Source organism: Pseudomonas sp. N40(2020) (genome assembly GCF_014472415.1).
Lineage (GTDB): Bacteria > Pseudomonadota > Gammaproteobacteria > Pseudomonadales > Pseudomonadaceae > Aquipseudomonas.
Map to the genome: position 1 here is coordinate 143,617 of NZ_JACSZV010000004.1, position 20,096 is coordinate 163,712.

Sequence of the window (20,096 nt, forward strand, 5' to 3'; positions counted from 1 at the left end):
AAAAGGACGCTTTACGTCTGCTCTTGGGACGCAGAGCGTCCCGGGCTGCATTCCCACGCGGAGCGTGGGAACGATCATGGTGGGCGGTTAAATCAACGTCTCGATGCGCAGCGAGTTGGTAGACCCCGGCTGCCCAAACGGCACACCGGCAGTGATCAACAGCGTGTCACCGCGCTCGGCCATTCCTTGCGCCTGGGCGATTTCCAGCGCCGTCGAGCAAACTTCATCGACCTGCCGCAAACGATCATTGACCACTGAATGAATCCCCCACGCCACGCTCAGGCGGCGCGCGGTCTGCAGGTTCGGCGTCAGGTTAAGGATCGGCGCTTTCGGCCGCTCCCGCGCTGTGCGCAATGTCGAGGCGCCCGATTCGCTGTAGTTGACCAGCACCGCCACCGGCAGCACGTTGCTGATACGCCGGATCGCGCAGCTGATTGCATCGGAAACCGTTGCCTCAGCCTTTGGTCGGCTGACGTCGAGCTGCGTCTGATAATCCGGGCCGTTTTCCACCTGACGGATGATCTTGCTCATCATCTGCACGGCTTCCAGCGGGTATTCGCCGGATGCGGTTTCCGCCGAGAGCATCACAGCGTCAGCACCTTCGGCCACCGCGTTGGCGACGTCGGTGACTTCGGCGCGGGTCGGCGCCGGGGAGAAACGCATCGACTCAAGCATCTGAGTCGCCACCACCACCGGTTTGCCGAGTTCACGGCAAGTGGTGATGATGTTTTTCTGAATCTGCGGCACGCTCTCGGCCGGCACTTCGACGCCGAGGTCACCACGGGCCACCATGATCGCGTCGCTCAGTTCGGCGATTTCGCGCAGTTGCTCGACCGCCGACGGCTTCTCGATTTTCGCCATCAGAAAGGCTTTGTCGCCGATCAATTCGCGGGCTTCGAGAATGTCCTGCGGACGCTGCACAAACGACAGCGCCACCCAATCCACACCCAACTCCAGACCGAAGCTCAGGTCGCGGCGATCCTTGGCGGTCAGCGGGCTCAGCTCGAGCACCGCTTGCGGCACGTTCACGCCTTTACGGTCGGACAATTCACCGCCATTGAGCACGGTGGTGTCGATCGCGTCGGTGTATTTGGTGACCACACGCAGGCGTAGTTTGCCGTCGTCGAGCAGCAGGTCCATACCCGCTTCCAGCGCTGCGATGATCTCCGGATGCGGCAGGTTCACCCGACGTTCATCGCCCGGCGTGGCATCCAGATCGAGACGAAACGCCTGACCACGATGCAACTGCACCTTGCCGTCAGCGAACTTGCCGACGCGCAGTTTTGGCCCTTGCAGGTCCATCAGAATGCCAAGTGGATAATTGAGCTGGCGCTCGACTTCGCGGATCCACTGATAGCGCTTGGCGTGGTCGGCGTGGTCGCCGTGGCTGAAGTTGAGGCGGAAGATGTTGACCCCGGCCTCGACCAGCTCGCGGATGTCGTCGATGCCGTCGACCGCAGGCCCGAGGGTGGCGAGGATTTTGACCTTTTTATCAGGCGTCATGATTTGGAGTTCTCAAGGATCAGAATGGCGCGGAAGTCGTTGACGTTGGTGCGGGTCGGCTCGGTGACGATCAGCGCATCGAGCGCTGCGAAGTAGCCGTAGCCGTTGTTGTTATCCAGCTCGTCGCTGGCGCTCAAACCGAGGGCGGCGGCGCGCGCGTAGCTGTCCGGGGTCATGATTGCGCCGGCGTTGTCTTCCGAGCCGTCGATGCCGTCGGTGTCACCCGCCAACGCATAGACGCCGGGCTGGCCCTTGAGGCTGTCGGTCAGGCTGAGGAGGAATTCGGCGTTGCGTCCGCCACGGCCATTGCCGCGCACAGTCACCGTGGTTTCGCCGCCGGAGAGGATCACGCACGGCGCGGCCAGGGGCTGGCCATGGTTGATGATCTGGCGGGCGATGCCGGCGTGGACTTTCGCCACCTCGCGGGATTCACCTTCCAGGTCGCCGAGGATCAGCGTGCTGAAACCGGCCTGACGGCATTTTACCGCTGCGGCATCCAGCGATTGCTGAGGGCGGGCGATCAACTGGAAATGGCTGCGGGCAAGGCTCGGGTCGCCGGGTTTGACCGTTTCCGACTCAGGGCTTTGCAGCCAGTTGCGCACTGACGCGGGGATCTCGATGCCGTAACGCTTGATGATCGCCAGCGCTTCGGCGGATGTGCTTGGGTCGGCCACGGTAGGGCCGGAGGCGATGACCGTGGCGAGGTCGCCCGGTACATCGGAAATCGCGTAGGTATAAACAGTGGCCGGCCAGCAGGCTTTGCCCAGGCGGCCGCCCTTGATCGCCGAGAGGTGCTTGCGCACGCAGTTCATCTCGCCGATGGTCGCGCCGGATTTGAGCAGGGCTTTGTTGATCGATTGCTTGTCGGCGAGGGTGATGCCTTCGGCCGGCAGGGCCAGCAGGGCGGAACCGCCGCCGGACAGCAGGAAAATCACGCGGTCGTCTTCCGTCAGGTTGCTGACCAGTTCGAGCACGCGTTTGGCCACGGCCAGGCCAGCAGCGTCAGGCACTGGATGCGCAGCTTCGACCACTTCGATTTTTTCGCACGGGGCGCCATGACCGTAACGGGTCACCACCAGACCGGATACTTCACCCTGCCAGCAGCGCTCGACCACTTGCGCCATGGCGGCAGCGGCTTTGCCGGCGCCGATGACGATCACCCGACCGGTGCGATCGGCAGGCAGATGGGCTTCGAGGACTTGCTGCGGATGGGCCGCGTCAATGGCTGTGGCAAACAGCTCGCGCAGCAGTTGTTGCGGATCGACCGACATGGCGGGCTCCCGGAATTCTTGTTATTCGAAAGGGCAACTCGGAACCCTTGTGGGAGCGAGCCTGCTCGCGAAGGCGGTGTGTCAGCCAACATGGATGTTGAATGTGCAACCGTTTTCGCGAGCAGGCTCGCTCCCACAGGGTTTTGTGCAGGCTTTATTTTTTGTCGCGAATCGAGAAGTTGGCCATGTGCTCCAGACCCTTGATCAGCGCCGAGTGGTCCCAGTTGCTGCCACCGATGGCCGCGCAGGTGCTGAACACTTGCTGGGCGTTGGCGGTGTTCGGCAGGTTGATGTTCAGCTCCTTGGCGCCTTGCAGGGCCAGGTTCAGGTCCTTCTGGTGCAGGCTGATGCGGAAGCCTGGATCGAAGGTGCCTTTGATCATGCGCTCGCCGTGTACTTCGAGGATCTTCGAGGAGGCGAAACCACCCATCAGTGCTTCACGCACCTTGGCCGGATCAGCACCGTTTTTGGAGGCGAACAGCAGGGCTTCAGCGACTGCCTGAATGTTCAGCGCAACGATGATCTGGTTCGCCACTTTCGCGGTCTGGCCGTCGCCATTGCCGCCGACCAGCGTGATGTTCTTGCCCATGGCCTGGAACAGTGGCAACGCGCGTTCGAAGGCATCGGTATCGCCACCGACCATGATGCTCAGGGTCGCGGCTTTGGCGCCGACTTCACCGCCGGACACCGGCGCGTCGAGGTACTGCGCGCCTTTCTCGTTGATCTTGGCGGCGAACGCTTTGGTGGCGGTCGGTGAGATCGAACTCATGTCGATCACGACTTTGCCTTTGCCGATACCTGCCGCAACGCCGTCGGCGCGGAACAGCACGTCATCGACCTGCGGGGTGTCCGGAACCATGACGATGATGAATTCGGCTTCCTGCGCGACTTCGCGCGGGTTGGCCAAAGCGACGGCGCCAGCGGCAACCAGGTCGGCCGGGGCCGCGTCGTGGTGCGCCGACAGGAACAGGCTGTGACCGGCTTTCTGCAGGTTTGCCGCCATTGGGTGGCCCATGATGCCGGTGCCGATAAATCCGATTTTAGCCATGAGAAATCCTCTTTTTATTCTGATGCTGCAATGCAGTCTTGGAGGCGCAGCAGATTCATTGTGGGAGCTGGCTTGCCAGCGATGGCGGTGGGTCAGGCACATGTTGGTTGTGTTTGCTGCCGCCATCGCGGGCAAGCCCGCTCCCACAGGGTTTTGTATTGTTAGTTCAGATTGCGTTATGGGTTTTCAGCCAGCCGAGGCCTGCTTCAGTGGTGGTCAGCGGCTTGTACTCGCAACCGACCCAACCCTGATAACCGATGCGGTCGAGGTGTTCGAACAGAAAGCGGTAGTTGATTTCACCGGTACCCGGTTCGTTGCGCCCCGGGTTGTCCGCGAGCTGCACATGGTTGATCTCGCCCAGGTGCGATTGCAGGGTGCGGGCCAGATCGCCTTCCATGATTTGCATGTGATAGATGTCGTATTGCAGGAACAGATTGGCGCTGCCGACCTGCTCGCGAATCGACAGGGCTTGCGCCGTGTTGTTCAGGTAGAAACCCGGGATGTCGCGGGTGTTGATCGCTTCCATCACCAGTTTGATGCCGACGGCTTGCAGCTTGTCGGCGGCGTACTTGAGGTTGGCGACGAAGGTCTTTTCCACGGTGGCATCGTCGACACCTTGCGGACGAATGCCGGCCAGGCAGTTGACCTGGGTGTTGCCCAGCACTTGTGCGTAGGCAATCGCCAGATCGACACCGGCGCGAAACTCTTCAACCCGATCCGGCAAGCAGGCAATTCCGCGCTCGCCCTTGGCCCAGTCACCGGCCGGCAGGTTGAACAGCACTTGGGTCAGGCCGTTGGCGTCGAGCCTGGCTTTGATTTCGGCGGAGCTGAAGTCGTACGGGAACAGATATTCCACGCCACTGAAACCGGCCTTGGCGGCGGCGTCGAAACGGGCAAGGAAATCCTGTTCGGTGAACAGCATGGACAGGTTGGCTGCGAAACGCGGCATGGTGGTCTCCTCGTGCAGATTAAATACAGATGGCCCGGCTAAACGCGATCAGTCCCCTCTCCTGGGGGAGAGGGTTAGGGTGAGGGGGAATCTGAAGTCTGATCCCGATAATGCGAGCACCGCAAAACCTTTCCCTCACCCCAGCCCTCTCCCGGGGGGAGAGGGAGCTAATTACGTTCAATCGAGCAGCGAAATCGCCGTTGGCGCATCGTTGCCGACCAGCGCCAGGTCTTCGAACTCGTTGACGGCGTTGATCTCGGTCCCCATGGAGATGTTGGTCACACGCTCCAGAATGATCTCGACGATCACCGGCACTTTGAACTCTTCGATCATCTGTTCGGCCTTGCGCAGGGCAGGGGCGATTTCCGACGGTTCGAACACACGCAGTGCCTTGCAGCCGAGGCCTTCGGCAACTGCGACGTGGTCAACCCCGTAACCGTTGAGTTCCGGCGCGTTCAGGTTATCGAAGGACAACTGCACGCAGTAGTCCATTTCGAACCCGCGCTGGGCCTGACGAATCAGCCCCAGGTACGAGTTGTTCACCACGACGTGGATGTAAGGCAGTTTGAACTGAGCGCCGACCGCCAGTTCTTCGATCATGAACTGGAAATCATAGTCCCCCGACAGGGCCACGACTTTGCGGCTCGGATCGGCCTTGACCACGCCCAGCGCTGCCGGAATGGTCCAGCCCAGAGGGCCTGCCTGACCGCAGTTGATCCAGTGACGCGGTTTGTAAACGTGCAGGAACTGCGCGCCGGCAATCTGCGACAGACCAATGGTGCTGACGTAGCAGGTGTCTTTGCCGAATACTTGGTTCATCTCTTCATACACGCGCTGCGGTTTGACCGGCACATTGTCGAAGTGGGTCTTGCGGTGCAGGCTGGCTTTGCGTTGCTGGCAATCCTGCAACCAGGCACTGCGATTTTTCAGCTTGCCGGCGGCTTGCCACTCACGCGCCACTTCGATGAACACTGTCAGCGCGGCAGCGGCGTCGGACACGATGCCCAGGTCCGGCGTGAATACACGGCCGATCTGTGTGCCTTCGATATCGACGTGAATGAACTTGCGACCTTCGGTGTATACGTCCACCGAACCGGTGTGACGGTTGGCCCAGCGGTTGCCGATACCCAGCACCACGTCGGATTTGAGCATCGTCGCGTTGCCGTAGCGGTGCGAAGTCTGCAGGCCGACCATGCCGACCATCAACGGGTGATCGTCCGGGATGGTGCCCCAGCCCATCAGGGTCGGGATGACCGGGATGCCGGTGAGTTCGGCGAACTCGACCAGCAGGTCGCTGGCGTCGGCGTTGATGATACCGCCACCGGCCACCAGCAATGGACGCTCGGCCTGATCAAGCAGGGCCAAAGCCTTCTCGACTTGAACGCGGGTAGCGGTCGGTTTGGCCAGCGGCAATGGCTGGTAGGCGTCGATATCGAATTCGATTTCGGCCATCTGCACGTCGAACGGCAGGTCGATCAGCACAGGGCCTGGACGGCCGGAGCGCATCTCGAAGAATGCTTTCTGGAACGCGTAGGGCACCTGGCCCGGCTCCAGAACAGTGGTCGCCCACTTGGTGACTGGCTTGACGATGCTGGTGATGTCGACCGCCTGGAAGTCTTCCTTGTGCATACGGGCGCGGGGTGCCTGGCCGGTAATGCAAAGGATTGGAATCGAGTCGGCCGAGGCGCTGTAGAGCCCGGTGACCATATCGGTACCGGCAGGGCCGGAAGTCCCGATGCACACGCCGATGTTGCCGGCCTTGGTGCGGGTGTAGCCCTCGGCCATGTGCGAGGCGCCTTCAACGTGGCGAGCGAGGACGTGATCGATGCCACCGACTTTCTGCAAGGCGGAGTACAGCGGGTTGATGGCAGCGCCCGGAATGCCAAAAGCGGTATCAACCCCTTCACGGCGCATCACCAGAACGGCGGCTTCGATTGCTCTCATTTTGCTCATGGTTTTGTGCCTCTTTACGTTTTGTAATTGTATACAAGTGGCTTTGCGCAGAGTGTATTCACGGCGGACGGCGCAGGTCAATCCATTTTCTCAAGCGGCTGTTTCATTTGTCGGAAGCCATTTCTGCTGTGGCTTTTCGTCGCATGTGGCGCTTTTCGATAATTATTGTATACAAAAAAATAACTCATTGTGTTCTATTTGTTGCATCGGACTGCGGCACAAACGCGCAGTCTCACGACTTTCCCAATAACAAAATGAGGACAGCACCATGAGCGCTTTAACCTTGAAAGTCGCAGTCAACCTGGTCAACGAAGCTATCAGCGCAGGGCGGGCCATCTCCGCAGCGCCGCTGACCATCGCGGTACTCGATACCGGCGGCCACCTGATCACCCTGCAACGCGAAGACGGCGCCAGTCTGCTACGCCCGCAAATCGCCATAGGCAAGGCCTGGGGCGCCATCGCCTTGGGCAAGGGTTCACGTCTGCTGGCACTGGACGCCCAACAACGCCCGGCCTTCATCGCCGCTCTCAACAGCATGGGGCAGGGTAGCGTCGTGCCGGCACCGGGCGGTGTGTTGATCCGCGATCAGGCGGGGAATGTGCTGGGGGCGATCGGGATTAGCGGCGATCTGTCGGATATTGATGAGCAGGTGGCGATCAAAGCGGTGGAAGCGCTGGATCTGAAGGCGGATGCGGGGGTGGCTGCTTGATTGGTGATGACTGATTAACCGCTATCGCGAGCAGGCTCACTCCTACAGGGTTTGTGGTCGGATACAAAATGTCTGAACACTCAAACCCCCTGTAGGAGTGAGCCTGCTCGCGATTGCAATCTCCTGGACACATCCGGCCAACAGTTTGCTCCACCTACCTGAATCCACAGAACTAGTCTTCCTCTGACATTGTCATGGGAGGCAAAGGAATGCCGGATCTACCTGCTGCACACCGATTACGAGCCGGGCGCTATGCCGAAGCCAATCGTATCTACCTGTTGACCACAAACACACTGAACAGGGCACCGGTTTTCAAGGAATTTGCCTTGGGCAGGCTGGTCGTCGATCAATTTCGAAATGCGCAGAATCTCGGCTTGGCAAACTCACTGGCGTGGGTGGTCATGCCGGATCATTTTCATTGGTTGATTGAATTGCAGCAGGGCTCTTTGAGCGAACTGATGCAGAAGATCAAATCGATGAGTACCAAAGCGGTCAAGCAGCGTACCGGGCGAAATATCAGTCTCTGGCAGAGAGGGTTTCATGATCGGGCGCTACGGCGGGAAGAGGATCTGATGAAGATGGCGAGATATATCGTGGCCAATCCATTGCGGGCAGGATTGGTTGAGAAGCTTGGCGACTATCCGTTGTGGGATGCGATTTGGATTTGAGCTGAAACCGAGTCGCCTCAATCGCGAGCAGGCTCACTCCTACAGGGGAACGCATTCCAAATGTAGGAGTGAGCCTGCTCGCGATCGCGTCACCGCGGTCTATCAGTCCGGCTCACACCCTTTAAGCACCAACCGAATTATCGTCTGCGCCGCGGCTTCATAATCCGCTTCATCCAGCTTGTCCTTGCCGGTGACCGCAGAAATCTGCCAGTCGAAGTCGGCGTAGGTCTGGGTTGCGGCCCAGATGCTGAACATCAGGTGGTTGGGGTCGATCGGGGCAATCTGGCCGCGGTCGATCCAAGTCTGGATGCAGTCGATGTTGTGCTTGGCCTGAGCGTTGAGTTGCTCGACCAGATCAGCGCTCAGGTGCGGGGCGCCGTGCATGATTTCGCTGGCGAACACCTTGGAGGCGAAGGGCAGGTCGCGGGAGATGCGGATCTTCGAGCGGATGTAGCCGCTGAGCACTTCGCTCGGCACGCCGTCCGGGTTGAACGGAGTCGAGGCCTGCAGGATCGGCACGATGATGCTTTCCAGCACCTCGCGGTAGAGGTTTTCCTTGGACTTGAAGTAGTAGTAGACGTTGGGCTTGGGCAGTCCTGCCTTTGCGGCGATGTCGCTGGTTTTGGTCGCAGCGAAGCCCTTGTCGGCAAACTCCTCACTGGCGGCACGCAGGATCAGTTCTTTGTTGCGCTCGCGGATTGTGCTCATAAACCCGGTGGTTCCTTGCCTGTTCTGGCGGTTGCGCATGGTAGCACCGGCCTCGCGCAGCGCTCAACAATGCCCCGTGTGGCCTGCAGTCGCGGTATGCTGCACGGCATTATTAACATAAGGAAACAAGATTCATGGCAGGAAGCAGTTTGCTGGTGCTGATCGACGACATCGCCACCGTTCTGGACGACGTTGCGTTGATGACCAAAATGGCCGCCAAGAAGACCGCTGGCGTGCTCGGCGACGACTTGGCGCTGAATGCCCAGCAAGTCTCGGGTGTGCGGGCCGAGCGGGAGATTCCCGTGGTCTGGGCGGTGGCCAAGGGCTCGTTCGTCAACAAACTGATCCTGGTGCCGTCGGCGCTGGCGATCAGTGCGTTCGTGCCGTGGCTGGTGACGCCGCTGTTGATGGTCGGTGGTGCGTACTTGTGCTTCGAGGGTTTCGAGAAACTCGCGCACAAGTTTCTGCACAGCAAGGCTGAAGATGATGCCGAGCACGCGCAACTGACCGAGGCCGTGGCCGATCCGGCAACCGATCTGGTGGCGTACGAGAAGGACAAGATCAAAGGTGCGATCCGCACTGACTTCATCCTCTCGGCAGAAATCATCGCGATCACCCTCGGCACCGTGGCTGGGGCTTCGTTGACGCAGCAGGTGATCGTGCTGTCCGGCATCGCCATCGTGATGACTGTGGGTGTTTACGGTCTGGTGGCCGGCATCGTCAAGCTCGACGACCTCGGTCTGTGGCTGACGCAGAAGCCTGGGCAGGTCGCCAAAAAAATCGGTAGCGGCATCCTGGTCGCGGCACCCTACATGATGAAAACGCTGTCGGTGGTTGGCACCGCTGCGATGTTCCTGGTCGGCGGCGGCATTCTGACCCACGGTGTACCGGTGGTAGGCCACTGGATTGAGGGTGTTGGCGCGGCGGCCGGTGCTGCCGGGTTTGCGGTGCCGATGTTGCTCAATGGCGTGGCGGGGATCATCGCTGGCGCGGTGGTGTTGGCGGTTGTTTCTGTTGTCGGAAAAATCTGGAAAGCGATCAAAGGTTGAACGCATAACCTCTGTGGTAGCGTTGTTCTGTCATTAAAAAAGGCCATTCGATTTGCATCGAATGGCCTTTTTTTGTGCCTGCCGGTTTTACTCGGCAATCTGCAACTTGCGCGACTCGGTGTACACGTAACGCACTTTCTCGTACTCGAACGGTGAGTTCAGCTGACCATAGCGGAAGCTGGTCTGGTAGCGCTTGTCGACGGCGCGTAGAGCCCAGATTTCCGGGTGGTTGGAACTGACTTCCGAGACATTGAGGAAGTTGATCGCCGATTCGGCGCTGTAGTCCACAGCCAGGCCTGCGGTGTCACGCAGGTTCGACGGGCCGAGGATCGGCAGGACGAAATAGGCGCCGCCCGGAACACCGTAGAAGCCCAGAGTCTGACCGAAGTCTTCGCTCTGGCGCGGCAGCCCCATGGCGGTCGCCGGGTCCCACAGGCCGGCGATGCCGATGGTGGTGTTGAGCAACAGGCGTGCGGTGGTTTCCATCGAACGCTGGCCCTTGAACTGCAAGAGGCTGTTCATCAGGTTCGGTACGTCACCCAGGTTGTTGAAGAAGTTGCTCACGCCGGTGCGCAAGAAGCTTGGCGTGATGTAACGGTAGCCATCGACCACCGGCAGGAACACCCATTGGTCGAAGCGGTAGTTGAAGTGGTAAACGCGACGGTTCCACTCTTCCAGTGGGTCATACACGTTCAGTGCGTTGAGCGTCGAGCGCTCGAATTCGCGCTGATCCAGCTCCGGGTTGAACTTGAGTTTGGACAGCGGTTCCTTGAAGCCGTCACTGTCGACCACCACCGGTGCATTGGCTTTGCTGTTGTCGGCCTGGGCCACGCCTGCACAGAGTAACGCTGCAATCAGCAGGAGATATTTAGCCACGGAAGAACTCCAGCATGGCGTCGCTGTTGACGCGGTAGTTAAGGTTGCCGCAATGGCCGCCCAGTGGGTAAACGGTCAGACGATCACCGAAGGTTTTGCGCAGGAAGCCGAGGTCGCCCGGGCCGAGTATCACGTCGTCGGCGTTGTGCATTACGGCGATTTTCGGGCTGTCGTGCAGGTAATCCTTCAGTGCATACAGGCTGACCTGATCGATCAGTTGCAGCAGGCTGCCGCCGTCGGTGCGCGCGCGCCACATCGGAATCACTTGCTCGGTCAGGTAGCAATCGAAGTCGCATTGCAGTGCACGTTTGAGGAACGGCGTGAGGCTGGTGCCCTGGGTGATCGGGAATTTCGGCGGGGTGATCAGGCCGCGACGGTTGATCAGGTCAGAAGTAAACGCAATATCGGCTGCCGAGAAGCGGAACGAGGTGCCGATCAGCATCGCCATCTGCTCGTTGCTCAGATGCTGCTTGGACTGCTGGAAGTCGTAGAGCAGGGCGTCGTTGAGGTCGATATAACCTTTCTGCTGGAAGTATCGGGTCAACTTGGTCAGCACCAATTCATAGAACGTGGTGCTGTTGTTGATACCTTTAACTTCGGTCTGCACCAGCTTGTCGAGGTTGGTGATCGAGGTATAGAGGTTGACCGGCGGGTTGAGCAGCAGGACTTTCTTGAAGTTGAAGCTGCGGCGGGTTTCGTCCAGATGCGCGACGAACGCGGCATCGAGAGCACCAAGGCTATAACCGGTGAGGTAATACTCGGTGACCGGCAGTTTCGGGTTTTGCGCCCGCACGGCCTGCATCACCCGATACATGTCTTCAGCGTCTTCCTTGGTCACGCCCGGAGTGGCGAAGCGCGAGGCTGCACTGATGAAGTCGAAGCTGGTCGGCGACGACAACTGTACGACGTGGTAGCCAGCCTTGTAGTAGAGCTTTTTCAGGTATTCGTTGAGCGTGCTGTCATAACGCGCCCCGGTGCCGGCGATCAGGAAGATCAGCGGTGCTGGCTTGTCCTGCTCGGCGATGCGGTAGGTGAGCTTTTTCACCGGCCAGAAGTTGTCCGGAAGAATGAACTCGCGTTCCGGACGCAAGGTGACGCTGCGGTCCGACTGATTGATGTCGTCGTCCAGCGGCAGTTCCGGGCGCAAGTCCGGCGGAGTCGTGGCGATGGTCGCCTCGAACGGGTTGGTCAGGGGATAGCCATAACTGGCGGCGTCGATATCCACCGCCAGTGCGGACGCACTCAAAATAAGGCCGCTGAACAGCGCGGCGAAGCGCAAGGAACGGAGCATGACTAGATCCCTTAGAGGAAGGTGCCGAATGAAGTTCGCAGGCTATGACCACCGGGGTTGCGCCAAAGTGCCATGCCGCGGCACCAAACAGGCAGAATTCGGAGTAATAGTAGCTGGACGATACACTTTGCATCGCCTGGATGAAAAGTTAACTGTTGTTAGTGCTTGCGTCTGACAGGCCGAAGATTAAGCTGGCCGCCGATTTTCGTTGATTGGAGAGTTTCATGTCCCGCCGTTTGCCCGTGATTCTGCTGCTCGTTTTGTTGCCGTTATGGCTGGCTGCCAGTTATGGCGCGCGTTATGGCTTTATGGAAGACGGGCAGTGGGTCGGCATCTGTGTGGATGAGGCCAGCCGTTGGGAGTGTCAGGTACGCTCGAACCTCGGGCTGATGATTCACTTCAAAGTGTTGGGTTGGACGGCGCTGGGTGCGGCGCTGATCGGTTTTGTCTTGCCCGGGCGGGCAGGGTGGTGGCTGGCGGTGCTGGCGCTGGTCTTCGGGTTGCCGGCGCTGGCGTTGTACAACACGACACTGGCGGTGTTTGCGGTGGTGATTGCCGGGTTGCGCCTTGTCCGGGAGTCTCGCAGCGCCTGAAAGTCAGTCATCGCGGGCAAGCCCGCTCCCACAGGGATCTGGAGAAACACAACTTTTGTGTATGACCCCAAAACCTGTGGGAGCTGGCTTGCCAGCGATGAGGCAGGTACAGGCGCTGAAGGTCAGCGGATGCGAACCCGCAAGCAGCGCCAAAGTGCAGCAGCCATCAACAAACTCACCAGTGCCCAACCCCAGGCCTGCTGATTCAGCAATCCTTCTTCATACAACTGCGGCGCGATGCCGGCCCCGATGATAAAGGTCAGTAGCGCAATCTCCCGACGCGGCACGCTAACCGGGCGGCACAGGTAAACCAGCGCCGGCAGGATGAACGCCATGCTCGCAAAGCTGCGATAACGCGCATCGAATACCATCTCCAGCATCATCACCGCCGCCGCGAACCCTGCCGCCGCAACCAGCCAACCGGCGCGACGTTCCAGCAGATTGAACGCCCGTTCACGCCAACCCGTGCGGGTGCTCAAGGTCAGCGCGGCATGCGCCAACACCAACAGATTCAACGCCGTCAGCAGCCCGACCCACAGCCATTCACTGGCAAATCGTGTGGTCACGCGGGCCAGATCGCCCCACGCACCGATTGAACAAGCGGCGAGGGCGCCCAACAGCGGAAGCACCAGTGCTGATCGCGTCGTGCGAACCCGACCGCCGAGGATCAATGTGCCGAGGAAAATCAAACCGCCGACGGCCAGCCACTGCTTCCAGTACGGCACGTTGGTCACGGGGCCTGCGAGCACACCCTTGTCTTGGCGATCGGCATCGAACAGCCCCCAATAACCGCCGACCGCGCCTTCGCTCGCACGTTTCCATGGTTGATCAAATGCTTCGATGAGGTTGTAACGCCAGCCTTCCTTCTCGGCCATCGCGACAAAGCCACGGATAAACTTGGCTTCGTTTTCTCTGCTCGGCACGGCAGTCTTGCGCTGGCGGCCTTCGCTCGGCCAACCCGTTTCGCCGATCATTATTTCTTTTGGCGCAAACATGCTGCCAAAACTGCGACGAATCGCGGCCACTTGCGACAAGGCCACGTCAACGTTCCATGGATGGTCTTCCCAGTACGGCAGCAAGTGGATCGTTATGAAGTCCACGGCGGGAGCGATTTCTGGATGCCTTTGCCAGAACTCCCATACATCGGCGTAAGTCACCGGCTGTTTAACGTGACTTTTGACCTTGTTTATCAGCTTCACTAATTGCCCGCCGGTAACCTCTTTACGCAGCAGCGCTTCGTTGCCAACGATTACTGCCGTGACCACGTCCGGGTTGGCGTTGGCCGAGGCGATCAGCAGGTCGACTTCCTTCTCGGTGTCCACCGGGTTGCTGTTGACCCAGGCGCCGATCATCAATTTCAGGCCATGTTTACGTGCCAGATCCGGCAGCGCTTCGAGGCCGGTCATGGAGTAAGTGCGGATGCATTCAAAGCGCGTCGCCAACAGGGCGAGGTCGGCGTCCATGCGCTCCGGGCGCAGCTTGAACGGCACGTCGAACGGCGACTGGTCCTTGTCGAATGGGGTATAGGAGGCGCATTGCAACTTGTGCGTCGGGGTGGCAGCGTCCGGCAAAATCAATGGCTTACCGAGGCCATACCAGAAGCCGCCAAGGGCAAACAGCCCGAGCAGGCAGGCGAAGACATAAGGAAGAAAAGCAAAGCGGGAAGTCGCGGACATGGTCAGGCCGAGTGGCTGCAAAGCGACGCATGTTACCTGCAATTAACCGGGGGTTGGTGGCCTGCATGGTTTTGACATGCAAAGTTCGGGCGGATTATTTGGCGTCATTTATATAGACGCGGTTAATGGCCTTCTGATGTCGTTTCTCGTTGCCTTGAGGTCGCTGACAGAGCAGGTCGCCTTCGGCGTCAGGTTGATGATCGAAGCCGTCAGTACTCCACTGATGTCCGGACGAGTTTGCGGTGAGGCGTGATGGGGGCGCTGTGCACCATAACAATACGTTGACGCCGCCCGTCATCCGTCGGGCGCAGCATTTCGGGGAAGTAACGATGAAGATGCGACGACTTTTAGGCGCAGGTGCCGCTCTGGCGCTTGCGATGAGCTCCACTTTCGCCAGCGCTGAAAAACAGACCCTGAACATCGGTTACGTTGACGGCTGGTCCGACAGCGTCGCGACCACCCACGTGGCGGCCGAAGTGATCAAGCAGAAACTCGGCTACGACGTGAAACTGCAAGCCGTCGCCACCGGGATCATGTGGCAGGGTGTCGCCACCGGCAAACTCGACGCCATGCTGTCGGCCTGGCTGCCAGTGACCCACGGCGAATACTGGACGAAGAACAAGGATCAGGTCGTCGATTACGGCCCGAACTTCAAGGATGCGAAAATCGGCCTGATCGTCCCGGAATATGTAAAAGCCAAGTCGATCGAAGACCTGAAAACCGACGACACCTTCAAAAATCGCATAGTCGGCATCGACGCCGGTTCAGGCGTGATGCTCAAGACCGATCAGGCGATCAAGGATTACGGCCTCGATAAGTACACCCTCAAAGCCAGCTCCGGCGCCGGCATGATTGCCGAGTTGACCCGTGCAGAGAAGAAAAACGAATCCATCGCCGTCACCGGTTGGGTGCCGCACTGGATGTTCGCCAAGTGGAAGCTGCGCTTCCTCGACGACCCTAAAGGCGTTTACGGCGCTGCTGAAACCGTGAACAGCATCGGCAGCAAGGGCCTGGATGCGAAGGCACCAGAAGTGGCCAAGTTCCTGAAGAACTTCCAGTGGGCTTCGAAAGACGAAATCGGTGAAGTGATGCTCGCGATTCAGGACGGTGCCAAGCCTGATGCAGCCGCCAAGGATTGGATGGCCAAACACCCGGATCGCGTGGCTGACTGGACTAAATAACCAACACACCGCAGCTCCTCTGTAGGAGTGAGCCTGCTCGGGATAGCAGTCTGTCAGTTAACAGAAATGTCGACTGACATGGCGCTATCGCGAGCAGGCTCACTCCTACAGTTTTTTGTGTGTGCTTAAGAATGGCGAATACGTCATGGCGTTCTACTACTAAGGTCGTCTGGAACCTGTCCCGCAGCCGCATACATTAGCTACGTTCCAACAATAATCTGTGCTGCGAGGATAAAAACAATGAACGACAGCATTTACCTCTCGATTCAAAACAGTCCCCGATTCAAGGAGCTGGTGCGAAAAAGGGAAAAGTTCGCCTGGATACTCTCGGCGATCATGCTCGGGCTCTACTCCGGATTCATCCTTCTGATCGCCTACGGGCCACACGTGCTGGGTGCGAAGCTCAGTCCTGAATCCTCGATTACCTGGGGCATTCCTATCGGTGTCGGCCTGATTATCTCGGCCTTCATCCTCACTGCTATCTACGTGCGCCGCGCCAATGGCGAGTTTGACGACCTGAACAATGCGATTCTCAAGGAGGCTCAGCAATGATCCGGCGTCTACTTTCTCTATTGAGCGTTGCAGCGTTCGCGCCTTGTGCCTTTGCCGCTGACGCCTTGACGGGCGCAGTGGCCAAGCAGCCACTGAACATTCCAGCCATCCTGATGTTCGTGGCGTTCGTTGGCGCGACCTTGTACATCACCTACTGGGCCTCGAAGAAAAACAACTCGGCGGCCGACTACTATGCGGCGGGCGGCAAGATCACCGGTTTCCAGAATGGTCTGGCGATCGCCGGTGACTACATGTCGGCGGCGTCCTTCCTGGGGATTTCCGCGCTGGTGTTCACCTCCGGCTACGATGGCCTGATCTACTCGATCGGCTTCCTGGTGGGCTGGCCGATCATTCTGTTCCTGATCGCCGAACGTCTGCGTAACCTGGGTAAATACACCTTTGCCGACGTGGCGTCCTACCGCCTCGGGCAAACCCAGATTCGCACCCTGTCTGCCTGCGGTTCGCTGGTGGTGGTGGCGTTCTACCTGATCGCGCAAATGGTTGGTGCCGGCAAGTTGATCCAACTGTTGTTCGGTCTGGACTACCACGTGGCGGTGATTCTGGTCGGTGTGCTGATGTGCATGTACGTGTTGTTCGGCGGCATGCTGGCGACCACTTGGGTGCAGATCATCAAGGCTGTGCTGTTGCTGTCCGGTGCCTCGTTCATGGCGCTGATGGTGATGAAGCACGTCAACTTCGACTTCAACATGCTGTTCTCCGAGGCGATCAAGGTTCACCCTAAAGGTGAAGCGATCATGAGCCCTGGCGGCTTGGTGAAAGATCCGATTTCGGCGTTCTCCCTCGGTCTGGCGCTGATGTTCGGTACTGCTGGCCTGCCGCATATTCTGATGCGCTTCTTCACCGTGAGCGACGCTAAAGAAGCTCGTAAGAGCGTGCTGTACGCAACCGGTTTCATTGGCTACTTCTACATTCTGACCTTCATCATCGGCTTCGGCGCGATCCTGCTGGTCAGCACCAACCCGGCCTTCAAAGATGCTGCTGGCGCGCTGTTGGGCGGCAACAACATGGCGGCGGTGCACTTGGCCAACGCAGTCGGCGGGAGCATCTTCCTCGGCTTCATCTCGGCTGTGGCGTTCGCGACCATTCTGGCGGTTGTCGCGGGTCTGACCCTGGCCGGTGCTTCGGCGGTGTCTCACGACCTGTATGCCAGCGTGATCAAGAAGGGCAAGGCGAACGAGAAGGATGAGATCCGCGTTTCGAAGATCACCACCATTGCCTTGGCAGTGCTGGCGATTGGTCTGGGTATTCTGTTCGAAAGCCAGAACATCGCGTTCATGGTTGGCCTGGCGTTCTCCATCGCGGCGAGCTGTAACTTCCCGGTCCTGCTGCTTTCGATGTACTGGAAGAAGCTGACCACCCGCGGCGCGATGATTGGCGGTTGGCTGGGGCTGATCAGTGCTGTGGGCCTGATGGTGCTTGGCCCGACCATCTGGGTGCAGATTCTGCATCACGAGAAGGCGATCTTTCCTTACGAGTATCCTGCGTTGTTCTCGATGATCATAGCGTTTGTGGGGATCTGGTTCTTCTCGATCACTGACAAGTCGGCGGCTGCGGACAAGGAGCGGGCGCTGTTCTTCCCGCAGTTTGTGCGTTCGCAGACGGGATTGGGGGCGAGTGGGGCGGTTTCGCATTGATGGTTTGATGGTTTTCGATAGTTAGCAACGCTGTACTGAATGCCCTGGTCGAGAGATTGGGGCATTTTTATTGGGCGGTTATCGGACTGCGGCTGTTTGTTGCCTTTTTGTTGCGTTTATATCCGTTGCTGCGGTAACGGCTTCTTAGGGTTTCGCCCTTACGGCGACTCACTTTTTTGACAAACGCCTCAAAAAAGTAAGCAAAAAAAGGCTTGCCCCAGCGTTCGGCCCTCGCAGGCTCGGGTTCCTTCGCTCCGGGATTCATCCGGGCGCATCGCCTCCGGTTTGCTTCGCTGCACCTCCTCTCGATGCATTTGGCTTCGCCAAACGGTCGCTGCGCTCCCGCCCCCGGATAAATCCCTCCACTCAGCCTGCCGAAGGGGCCGGTGGATCAAGATCAAAAGCTGCACTCGAGCTAACGCTCATTGTGTTGGGTGGTGGAAAAGCGTGCGGTCGACTTCTGATTTTCTGTGGGAGCGAGCCTGCTCGCGATGGCGGCCTGACAGTCGACCAATCTCTAGCAGGTGCACCCCACCCAATTGTAGGAGCTGCCGAAGGCTGCGATCTTTTGATCTGTTTTGGCTTTGGCTTTGGCTTTGGCTTGGCTCTTGATGTTGCTTTTGCTCTTTTGCCCCCATCGGCAGGCCGAGTGAAGGTGTTCATCAGGGGGGTAGGCGCGAAGCGCCGTGCGGCGAAGCCGCATTCATCGAGAGGAGGTGCAGCGAAGCAAACCGTAGGCGATGCCCCCTGATGGACACCGTAGCGAGGGAACACTGAGCCTCAGCGAAGTGCCGAACGCCGGGGCAAAGCCTTTTGGGTTACCTTTTCGCTGGGCCGGCATTCCGGCGTTTGGAAAAGGTGACTCGCTGTAAGAGCGAAACCGCCAGCAGCAGCTACTCAAAAAACGGATATACACCTGATTCCAAAAAACCAGTCGGCCCACAGGCCGATGCGGCCCAATAAACAAAAACGGCCCCTATATAAATAGAGGCCGTTCCCGCTACAACTCAAGACGTTATCGCAAGACAACTCTTATTTGCGGTCTTCCAGCTTGGTAATGTCACGCGACTCGTAGCCGGTGTACAGCTGGCGCGGACGGCCGATCTTGTACGGGCTGGAGAGCATTTCTTTCCAGTGGGAGATCCAACCGACAGTACGTGCCAGCGCGAAGATCACGGTGAACATGCTGGTCGGAATGCCGATCGCCTTGAGGATGATCCCCGAGTAGAAGTCGACGTTCGGGTACAGCGAGCGTTCGATGAAGTACGGGTCGGTCAGGGCGATCTCTTCCAGGCGCATGGCCAGTTCGAGTTGCGGATCGTTGTTGATGCCCAGTTCCTTCAGTACTTCGTCGCAGGTCTGCTTCATTACAGTCGCGCGAGGATCGCGGTTCTTGTAAACGCGGTGACCGAAGCCCATCAGTTTGAACGGATCGTTCTTGTCCTTGGCCTTGGCGATGAACTTGTCGATGTTCGAAACATCGCCGATTTCATCAAGCATGGTCAGAACGGCTTCGTTCGCACCGCCGTGGGCAGGGCCCCACAGTGCGGCGATACCGGCGGCGATACAGGCGAACGGGTTGGCACCCGAAGAGCCTGCCAGGCGCACGGTGGAAGTCGATGCGTTCTGCTCGTGGTCGGCGTGGAGGATGAAGATCCGGTCCATGGCCTTGGCGAGCACCGGGCTGATCGGTTTGATCTCGCACGGGGTGTTGAACATCATGTGCAGGAAGTTTTCCGCGTACGTCAGGTCGTTACGCGGGTACATCATGGGTTGGCCCATGGAGTACTTGTAAACCATCGCTGCCAGGGTCGGCATCTTGGCAACCAGGCGGATCGCGGAAATTTCGCGATGCTGCGGGTTATTGATGTCCAGGGAGTCGTGGTAGAAGGCCGAGAGGGCGCCGACTACGCCGCACATGACGGCCATCGGGTGGGCGTCGCGACGGAAACCGTTGAAGAAGGTTTTCAGCTGCTCGTGAACCATGGTGTGGTTCTTGACGGTGCTGACGAACTGGGCCTTCTGTTCTGCTGTCGGCAGTTCGCCGTTGAGCAGCAGGTAGCAGGTTTCCAGGTAGTCTGACTTTTCAGCCAGTTGTTCGATCGGGTAGCCGCGGTGCAACAGAATGCCGTTGTCGCCGTCGATATAGGTAATCTTCGATTCGCACGAGGCGGTCGACATGAAACCAGGGTCGAAAGTGAAGCGGCCCGTGGCCGTCAGGCCCCGAACATCGATTACATCGGGACCAACGGTGCCGGTTAAAATGGGCAGCTCGACGGGGGCTGCGCCCTCGATGATCAACTGCGCTTTTTTGTCAGCCATGTGGCCTCCTATTTATGCTTAACCATCAGACAGACCCCCCACGCAGGGCCCGCACCACTATAGTGAGATAAATTCGAATGTCAATTTGCCTA

The 20,096-nt window shown here is 59.0% G+C and carries 17 protein-coding genes; 7 read left to right on the top strand and 10 right to left on the bottom strand.

The genetic code is table 11. The features are described 5' to 3' along the window. Positions 1–87: 87 nt before the first annotated feature. The 5 genes from pyk to gcl form a co-directional block, all read right to left on the bottom strand. Complete coding sequence (gene pyk / locus IAI51_RS04680) at positions 88–1,503, bottom strand: pyruvate kinase (protein WP_187677418.1); 1,416 nt, start codon at positions 1,501–1,503, stop codon at positions 88–90. Further along, a complete protein-coding gene (locus IAI51_RS04685) occupies positions 1,500–2,774 on the bottom strand; it encodes a glycerate kinase (protein WP_187677419.1) in 1,275 nt (424 codons plus the stop codon). Before IAI51_RS04685 ends, pyk begins: the two co-directional genes overlap by 4 nt. A 154-nt stretch (positions 2,775–2,928) precedes the next feature. Beyond that, the gene (locus tag IAI51_RS04690; RefSeq protein WP_187677420.1) at positions 2,929–3,822 is read right to left on the bottom strand and encodes a 2-hydroxy-3-oxopropionate reductase; all 894 of its coding nucleotides are present in this window, start codon (positions 3,820–3,822) and stop codon (positions 2,929–2,931) included. 166 nt (positions 3,823–3,988) lie between these two features. Further along, complete coding sequence (gene hyi, locus IAI51_RS04695) at positions 3,989–4,771, bottom strand: hydroxypyruvate isomerase (protein WP_130932386.1); 783 nt, start codon at positions 4,769–4,771, stop codon at positions 3,989–3,991. 177 nt (positions 4,772–4,948) lie between these two features. After that, on the bottom strand, positions 4,949–6,724 hold the full coding sequence (gcl, locus tag IAI51_RS04700) for a glyoxylate carboligase (RefSeq protein ID WP_007919935.1): 1,776 nt from the start codon (positions 6,722–6,724) through the stop codon (positions 4,949–4,951). Positions 6,725–6,992: 268 nt separating this feature from the next. On the opposite strand from gcl, the gene IAI51_RS04705 reads away from it, so the two are divergent. Beyond that, positions 6,993–7,433, top strand: a complete 441-nt coding sequence (locus IAI51_RS04705) for a GlcG/HbpS family heme-binding protein (RefSeq protein ID WP_187677421.1) — start codon at positions 6,993–6,995, stop codon at positions 7,431–7,433. A gap of 209 nt (positions 7,434–7,642) precedes the next feature. After that, the gene (locus IAI51_RS04710) at positions 7,643–8,101 is read left to right on the top strand and encodes an REP-associated tyrosine transposase (RefSeq protein WP_187677422.1); all 459 of its coding nucleotides are present in this window, start codon (positions 7,643–7,645) and stop codon (positions 8,099–8,101) included. Between the two features lie 102 nt (positions 8,102–8,203). Here the strand turns inward: IAI51_RS04710 and IAI51_RS04715 are convergent, their stop codons facing one another. Continuing rightward, on the bottom strand, positions 8,204–8,809 hold the full coding sequence (locus IAI51_RS04715; protein ID WP_187677423.1) for a TetR/AcrR family transcriptional regulator: 606 nt from the start codon (positions 8,807–8,809) through the stop codon (positions 8,204–8,206). A 134-nt stretch (positions 8,810–8,943) separates the two neighbouring features. Between IAI51_RS04715 and IAI51_RS04720 the strand changes: the two genes are divergently transcribed. After that, a complete protein-coding gene (locus IAI51_RS04720; RefSeq protein WP_187677424.1) occupies positions 8,944–9,858 on the top strand; it encodes a DUF808 domain-containing protein in 915 nt (304 codons plus the stop codon). 87 nt (positions 9,859–9,945) lie between these two features. On the opposite strand, the gene IAI51_RS04725 is transcribed toward IAI51_RS04720, so the two are convergent. Continuing rightward, the gene (locus IAI51_RS04725) at positions 9,946–10,734 is read right to left on the bottom strand and encodes a VacJ family lipoprotein (RefSeq protein ID WP_187677425.1); all 789 of its coding nucleotides are present in this window, start codon (positions 10,732–10,734) and stop codon (positions 9,946–9,948) included. After that, a complete protein-coding gene (locus IAI51_RS04730; RefSeq protein ID WP_187677426.1) occupies positions 10,727–12,025 on the bottom strand; it encodes a serine/threonine protein kinase in 1,299 nt (432 codons plus the stop codon). Before IAI51_RS04730 ends, IAI51_RS04725 begins: the two co-directional genes overlap by 8 nt. Positions 12,026–12,249: 224 nt before the next feature. On the opposite strand from IAI51_RS04730, the gene IAI51_RS04735 reads away from it, so the two are divergent. Next, complete coding sequence (locus tag IAI51_RS04735) at positions 12,250–12,618, top strand: hypothetical protein (protein ID WP_187677427.1); 369 nt, start codon at positions 12,250–12,252, stop codon at positions 12,616–12,618. A gap of 122 nt (positions 12,619–12,740) precedes the next feature. On the opposite strand, the gene IAI51_RS04740 is transcribed toward IAI51_RS04735, so the two are convergent. Next, the gene (locus tag IAI51_RS04740) at positions 12,741–14,336 is read right to left on the bottom strand and encodes a glycosyl hydrolase family 17 protein (RefSeq protein ID WP_187677428.1); all 1,596 of its coding nucleotides are present in this window, start codon (positions 14,334–14,336) and stop codon (positions 12,741–12,743) included. 287 nt (positions 14,337–14,623) lie between these two features. Here IAI51_RS04740 and IAI51_RS04745 point away from each other — a divergent pair, with 287 nt between their 5' ends. The 3 genes from IAI51_RS04745 (at position 14,624) to IAI51_RS04755 (ending at position 17,682) form a co-directional block, all read left to right on the top strand. Beyond that, positions 14,624–15,475 carry a glycine betaine ABC transporter substrate-binding protein gene (locus IAI51_RS04745; RefSeq protein WP_187677429.1) on the top strand — a complete coding sequence of 284 codons (852 nt, stop codon included), beginning with the start codon at positions 14,624–14,626 and terminating at the stop codon, positions 15,473–15,475. Positions 15,476–15,715: 240 nt separating this feature from the next. Then, positions 15,716–16,027: a DUF485 domain-containing protein gene (locus IAI51_RS04750; RefSeq protein WP_187677430.1), complete on the top strand. Its 312-nt coding sequence runs from the start codon at positions 15,716–15,718 to the stop codon at positions 16,025–16,027. Further along, positions 16,024–17,682 (top strand): cation acetate symporter, encoded by a 1,659-nt coding sequence (locus IAI51_RS04755; protein ID WP_187677431.1) that lies wholly within the window; start codon positions 16,024–16,026, stop codon positions 17,680–17,682. Before IAI51_RS04750 ends, IAI51_RS04755 begins: the two co-directional genes overlap by 4 nt. A gap of 1,032 nt (positions 17,683–18,714) precedes the next feature. Here the strand turns inward: IAI51_RS04755 and gltA are convergent. Then, positions 18,715–20,004, bottom strand: coding sequence for a citrate synthase (gene gltA / locus IAI51_RS04760; RefSeq protein WP_003222994.1), 1,290 nt, complete (start codon positions 20,002–20,004; stop codon positions 18,715–18,717). Positions 20,005–20,096: the final 92 nt, after the last annotated feature.

Bases quoted from the DNA above. Each gene is read 5' to 3' on its own strand.
- IAI51_RS04710 (WP_187677422.1), top strand. From the start codon at position 7,643: ATGCCGGATCTACCTGCTGCACACCGATTACGAGCCGGGCGCTATGCC.
- IAI51_RS04720 (WP_187677424.1), top strand. From the start codon at position 8,944: ATGGCAGGAAGCAGTTTGCTGGTGCTGATCGACGACATCGCCACCGTT.
- IAI51_RS04705 (WP_187677421.1), top strand. From the start codon at position 6,993: ATGAGCGCTTTAACCTTGAAAGTCGCAGTCAACCTGGTCAACGAAGCT.
- IAI51_RS04755 (WP_187677431.1), top strand. From the start codon at position 16,024: ATGATCCGGCGTCTACTTTCTCTATTGAGCGTTGCAGCGTTCGCGCCT.
- IAI51_RS04745 (WP_187677429.1), top strand. From the start codon at position 14,624: ATGAAGATGCGACGACTTTTAGGCGCAGGTGCCGCTCTGGCGCTTGCG.
- IAI51_RS04730 (WP_187677426.1), bottom strand. From the start codon at position 12,025: ATGCTCCGTTCCTTGCGCTTCGCCGCGCTGTTCAGCGGCCTTATTTTG.
- pyk (WP_187677418.1), bottom strand. From the start codon at position 1,503: ATGACGCCTGATAAAAAGGTCAAAATCCTCGCCACCCTCGGGCCTGCG.
- hyi (WP_130932386.1), bottom strand. From the start codon at position 4,771: ATGCCGCGTTTCGCAGCCAACCTGTCCATGCTGTTCACCGAACAGGAT.
- gcl (WP_007919935.1), bottom strand. From the start codon at position 6,724: ATGAGCAAAATGAGAGCAATCGAAGCCGCCGTTCTGGTGATGCGCCGT.
- IAI51_RS04735 (WP_187677427.1), top strand. From the start codon at position 12,250: ATGTCCCGCCGTTTGCCCGTGATTCTGCTGCTCGTTTTGTTGCCGTTA.
- IAI51_RS04685 (WP_187677419.1), bottom strand. From the start codon at position 2,774: ATGTCGGTCGATCCGCAACAACTGCTGCGCGAGCTGTTTGCCACAGCC.
- gltA (WP_003222994.1), bottom strand. From the start codon at position 20,004: ATGGCTGACAAAAAAGCGCAGTTGATCATCGAGGGCGCAGCCCCCGTC.
- IAI51_RS04690 (WP_187677420.1), bottom strand. From the start codon at position 3,822: ATGGCTAAAATCGGATTTATCGGCACCGGCATCATGGGCCACCCAATG.
- IAI51_RS04750 (WP_187677430.1), top strand. From the start codon at position 15,716: ATGAACGACAGCATTTACCTCTCGATTCAAAACAGTCCCCGATTCAAG.
- IAI51_RS04715 (WP_187677423.1), bottom strand. From the start codon at position 8,809: ATGAGCACAATCCGCGAGCGCAACAAAGAACTGATCCTGCGTGCCGCC.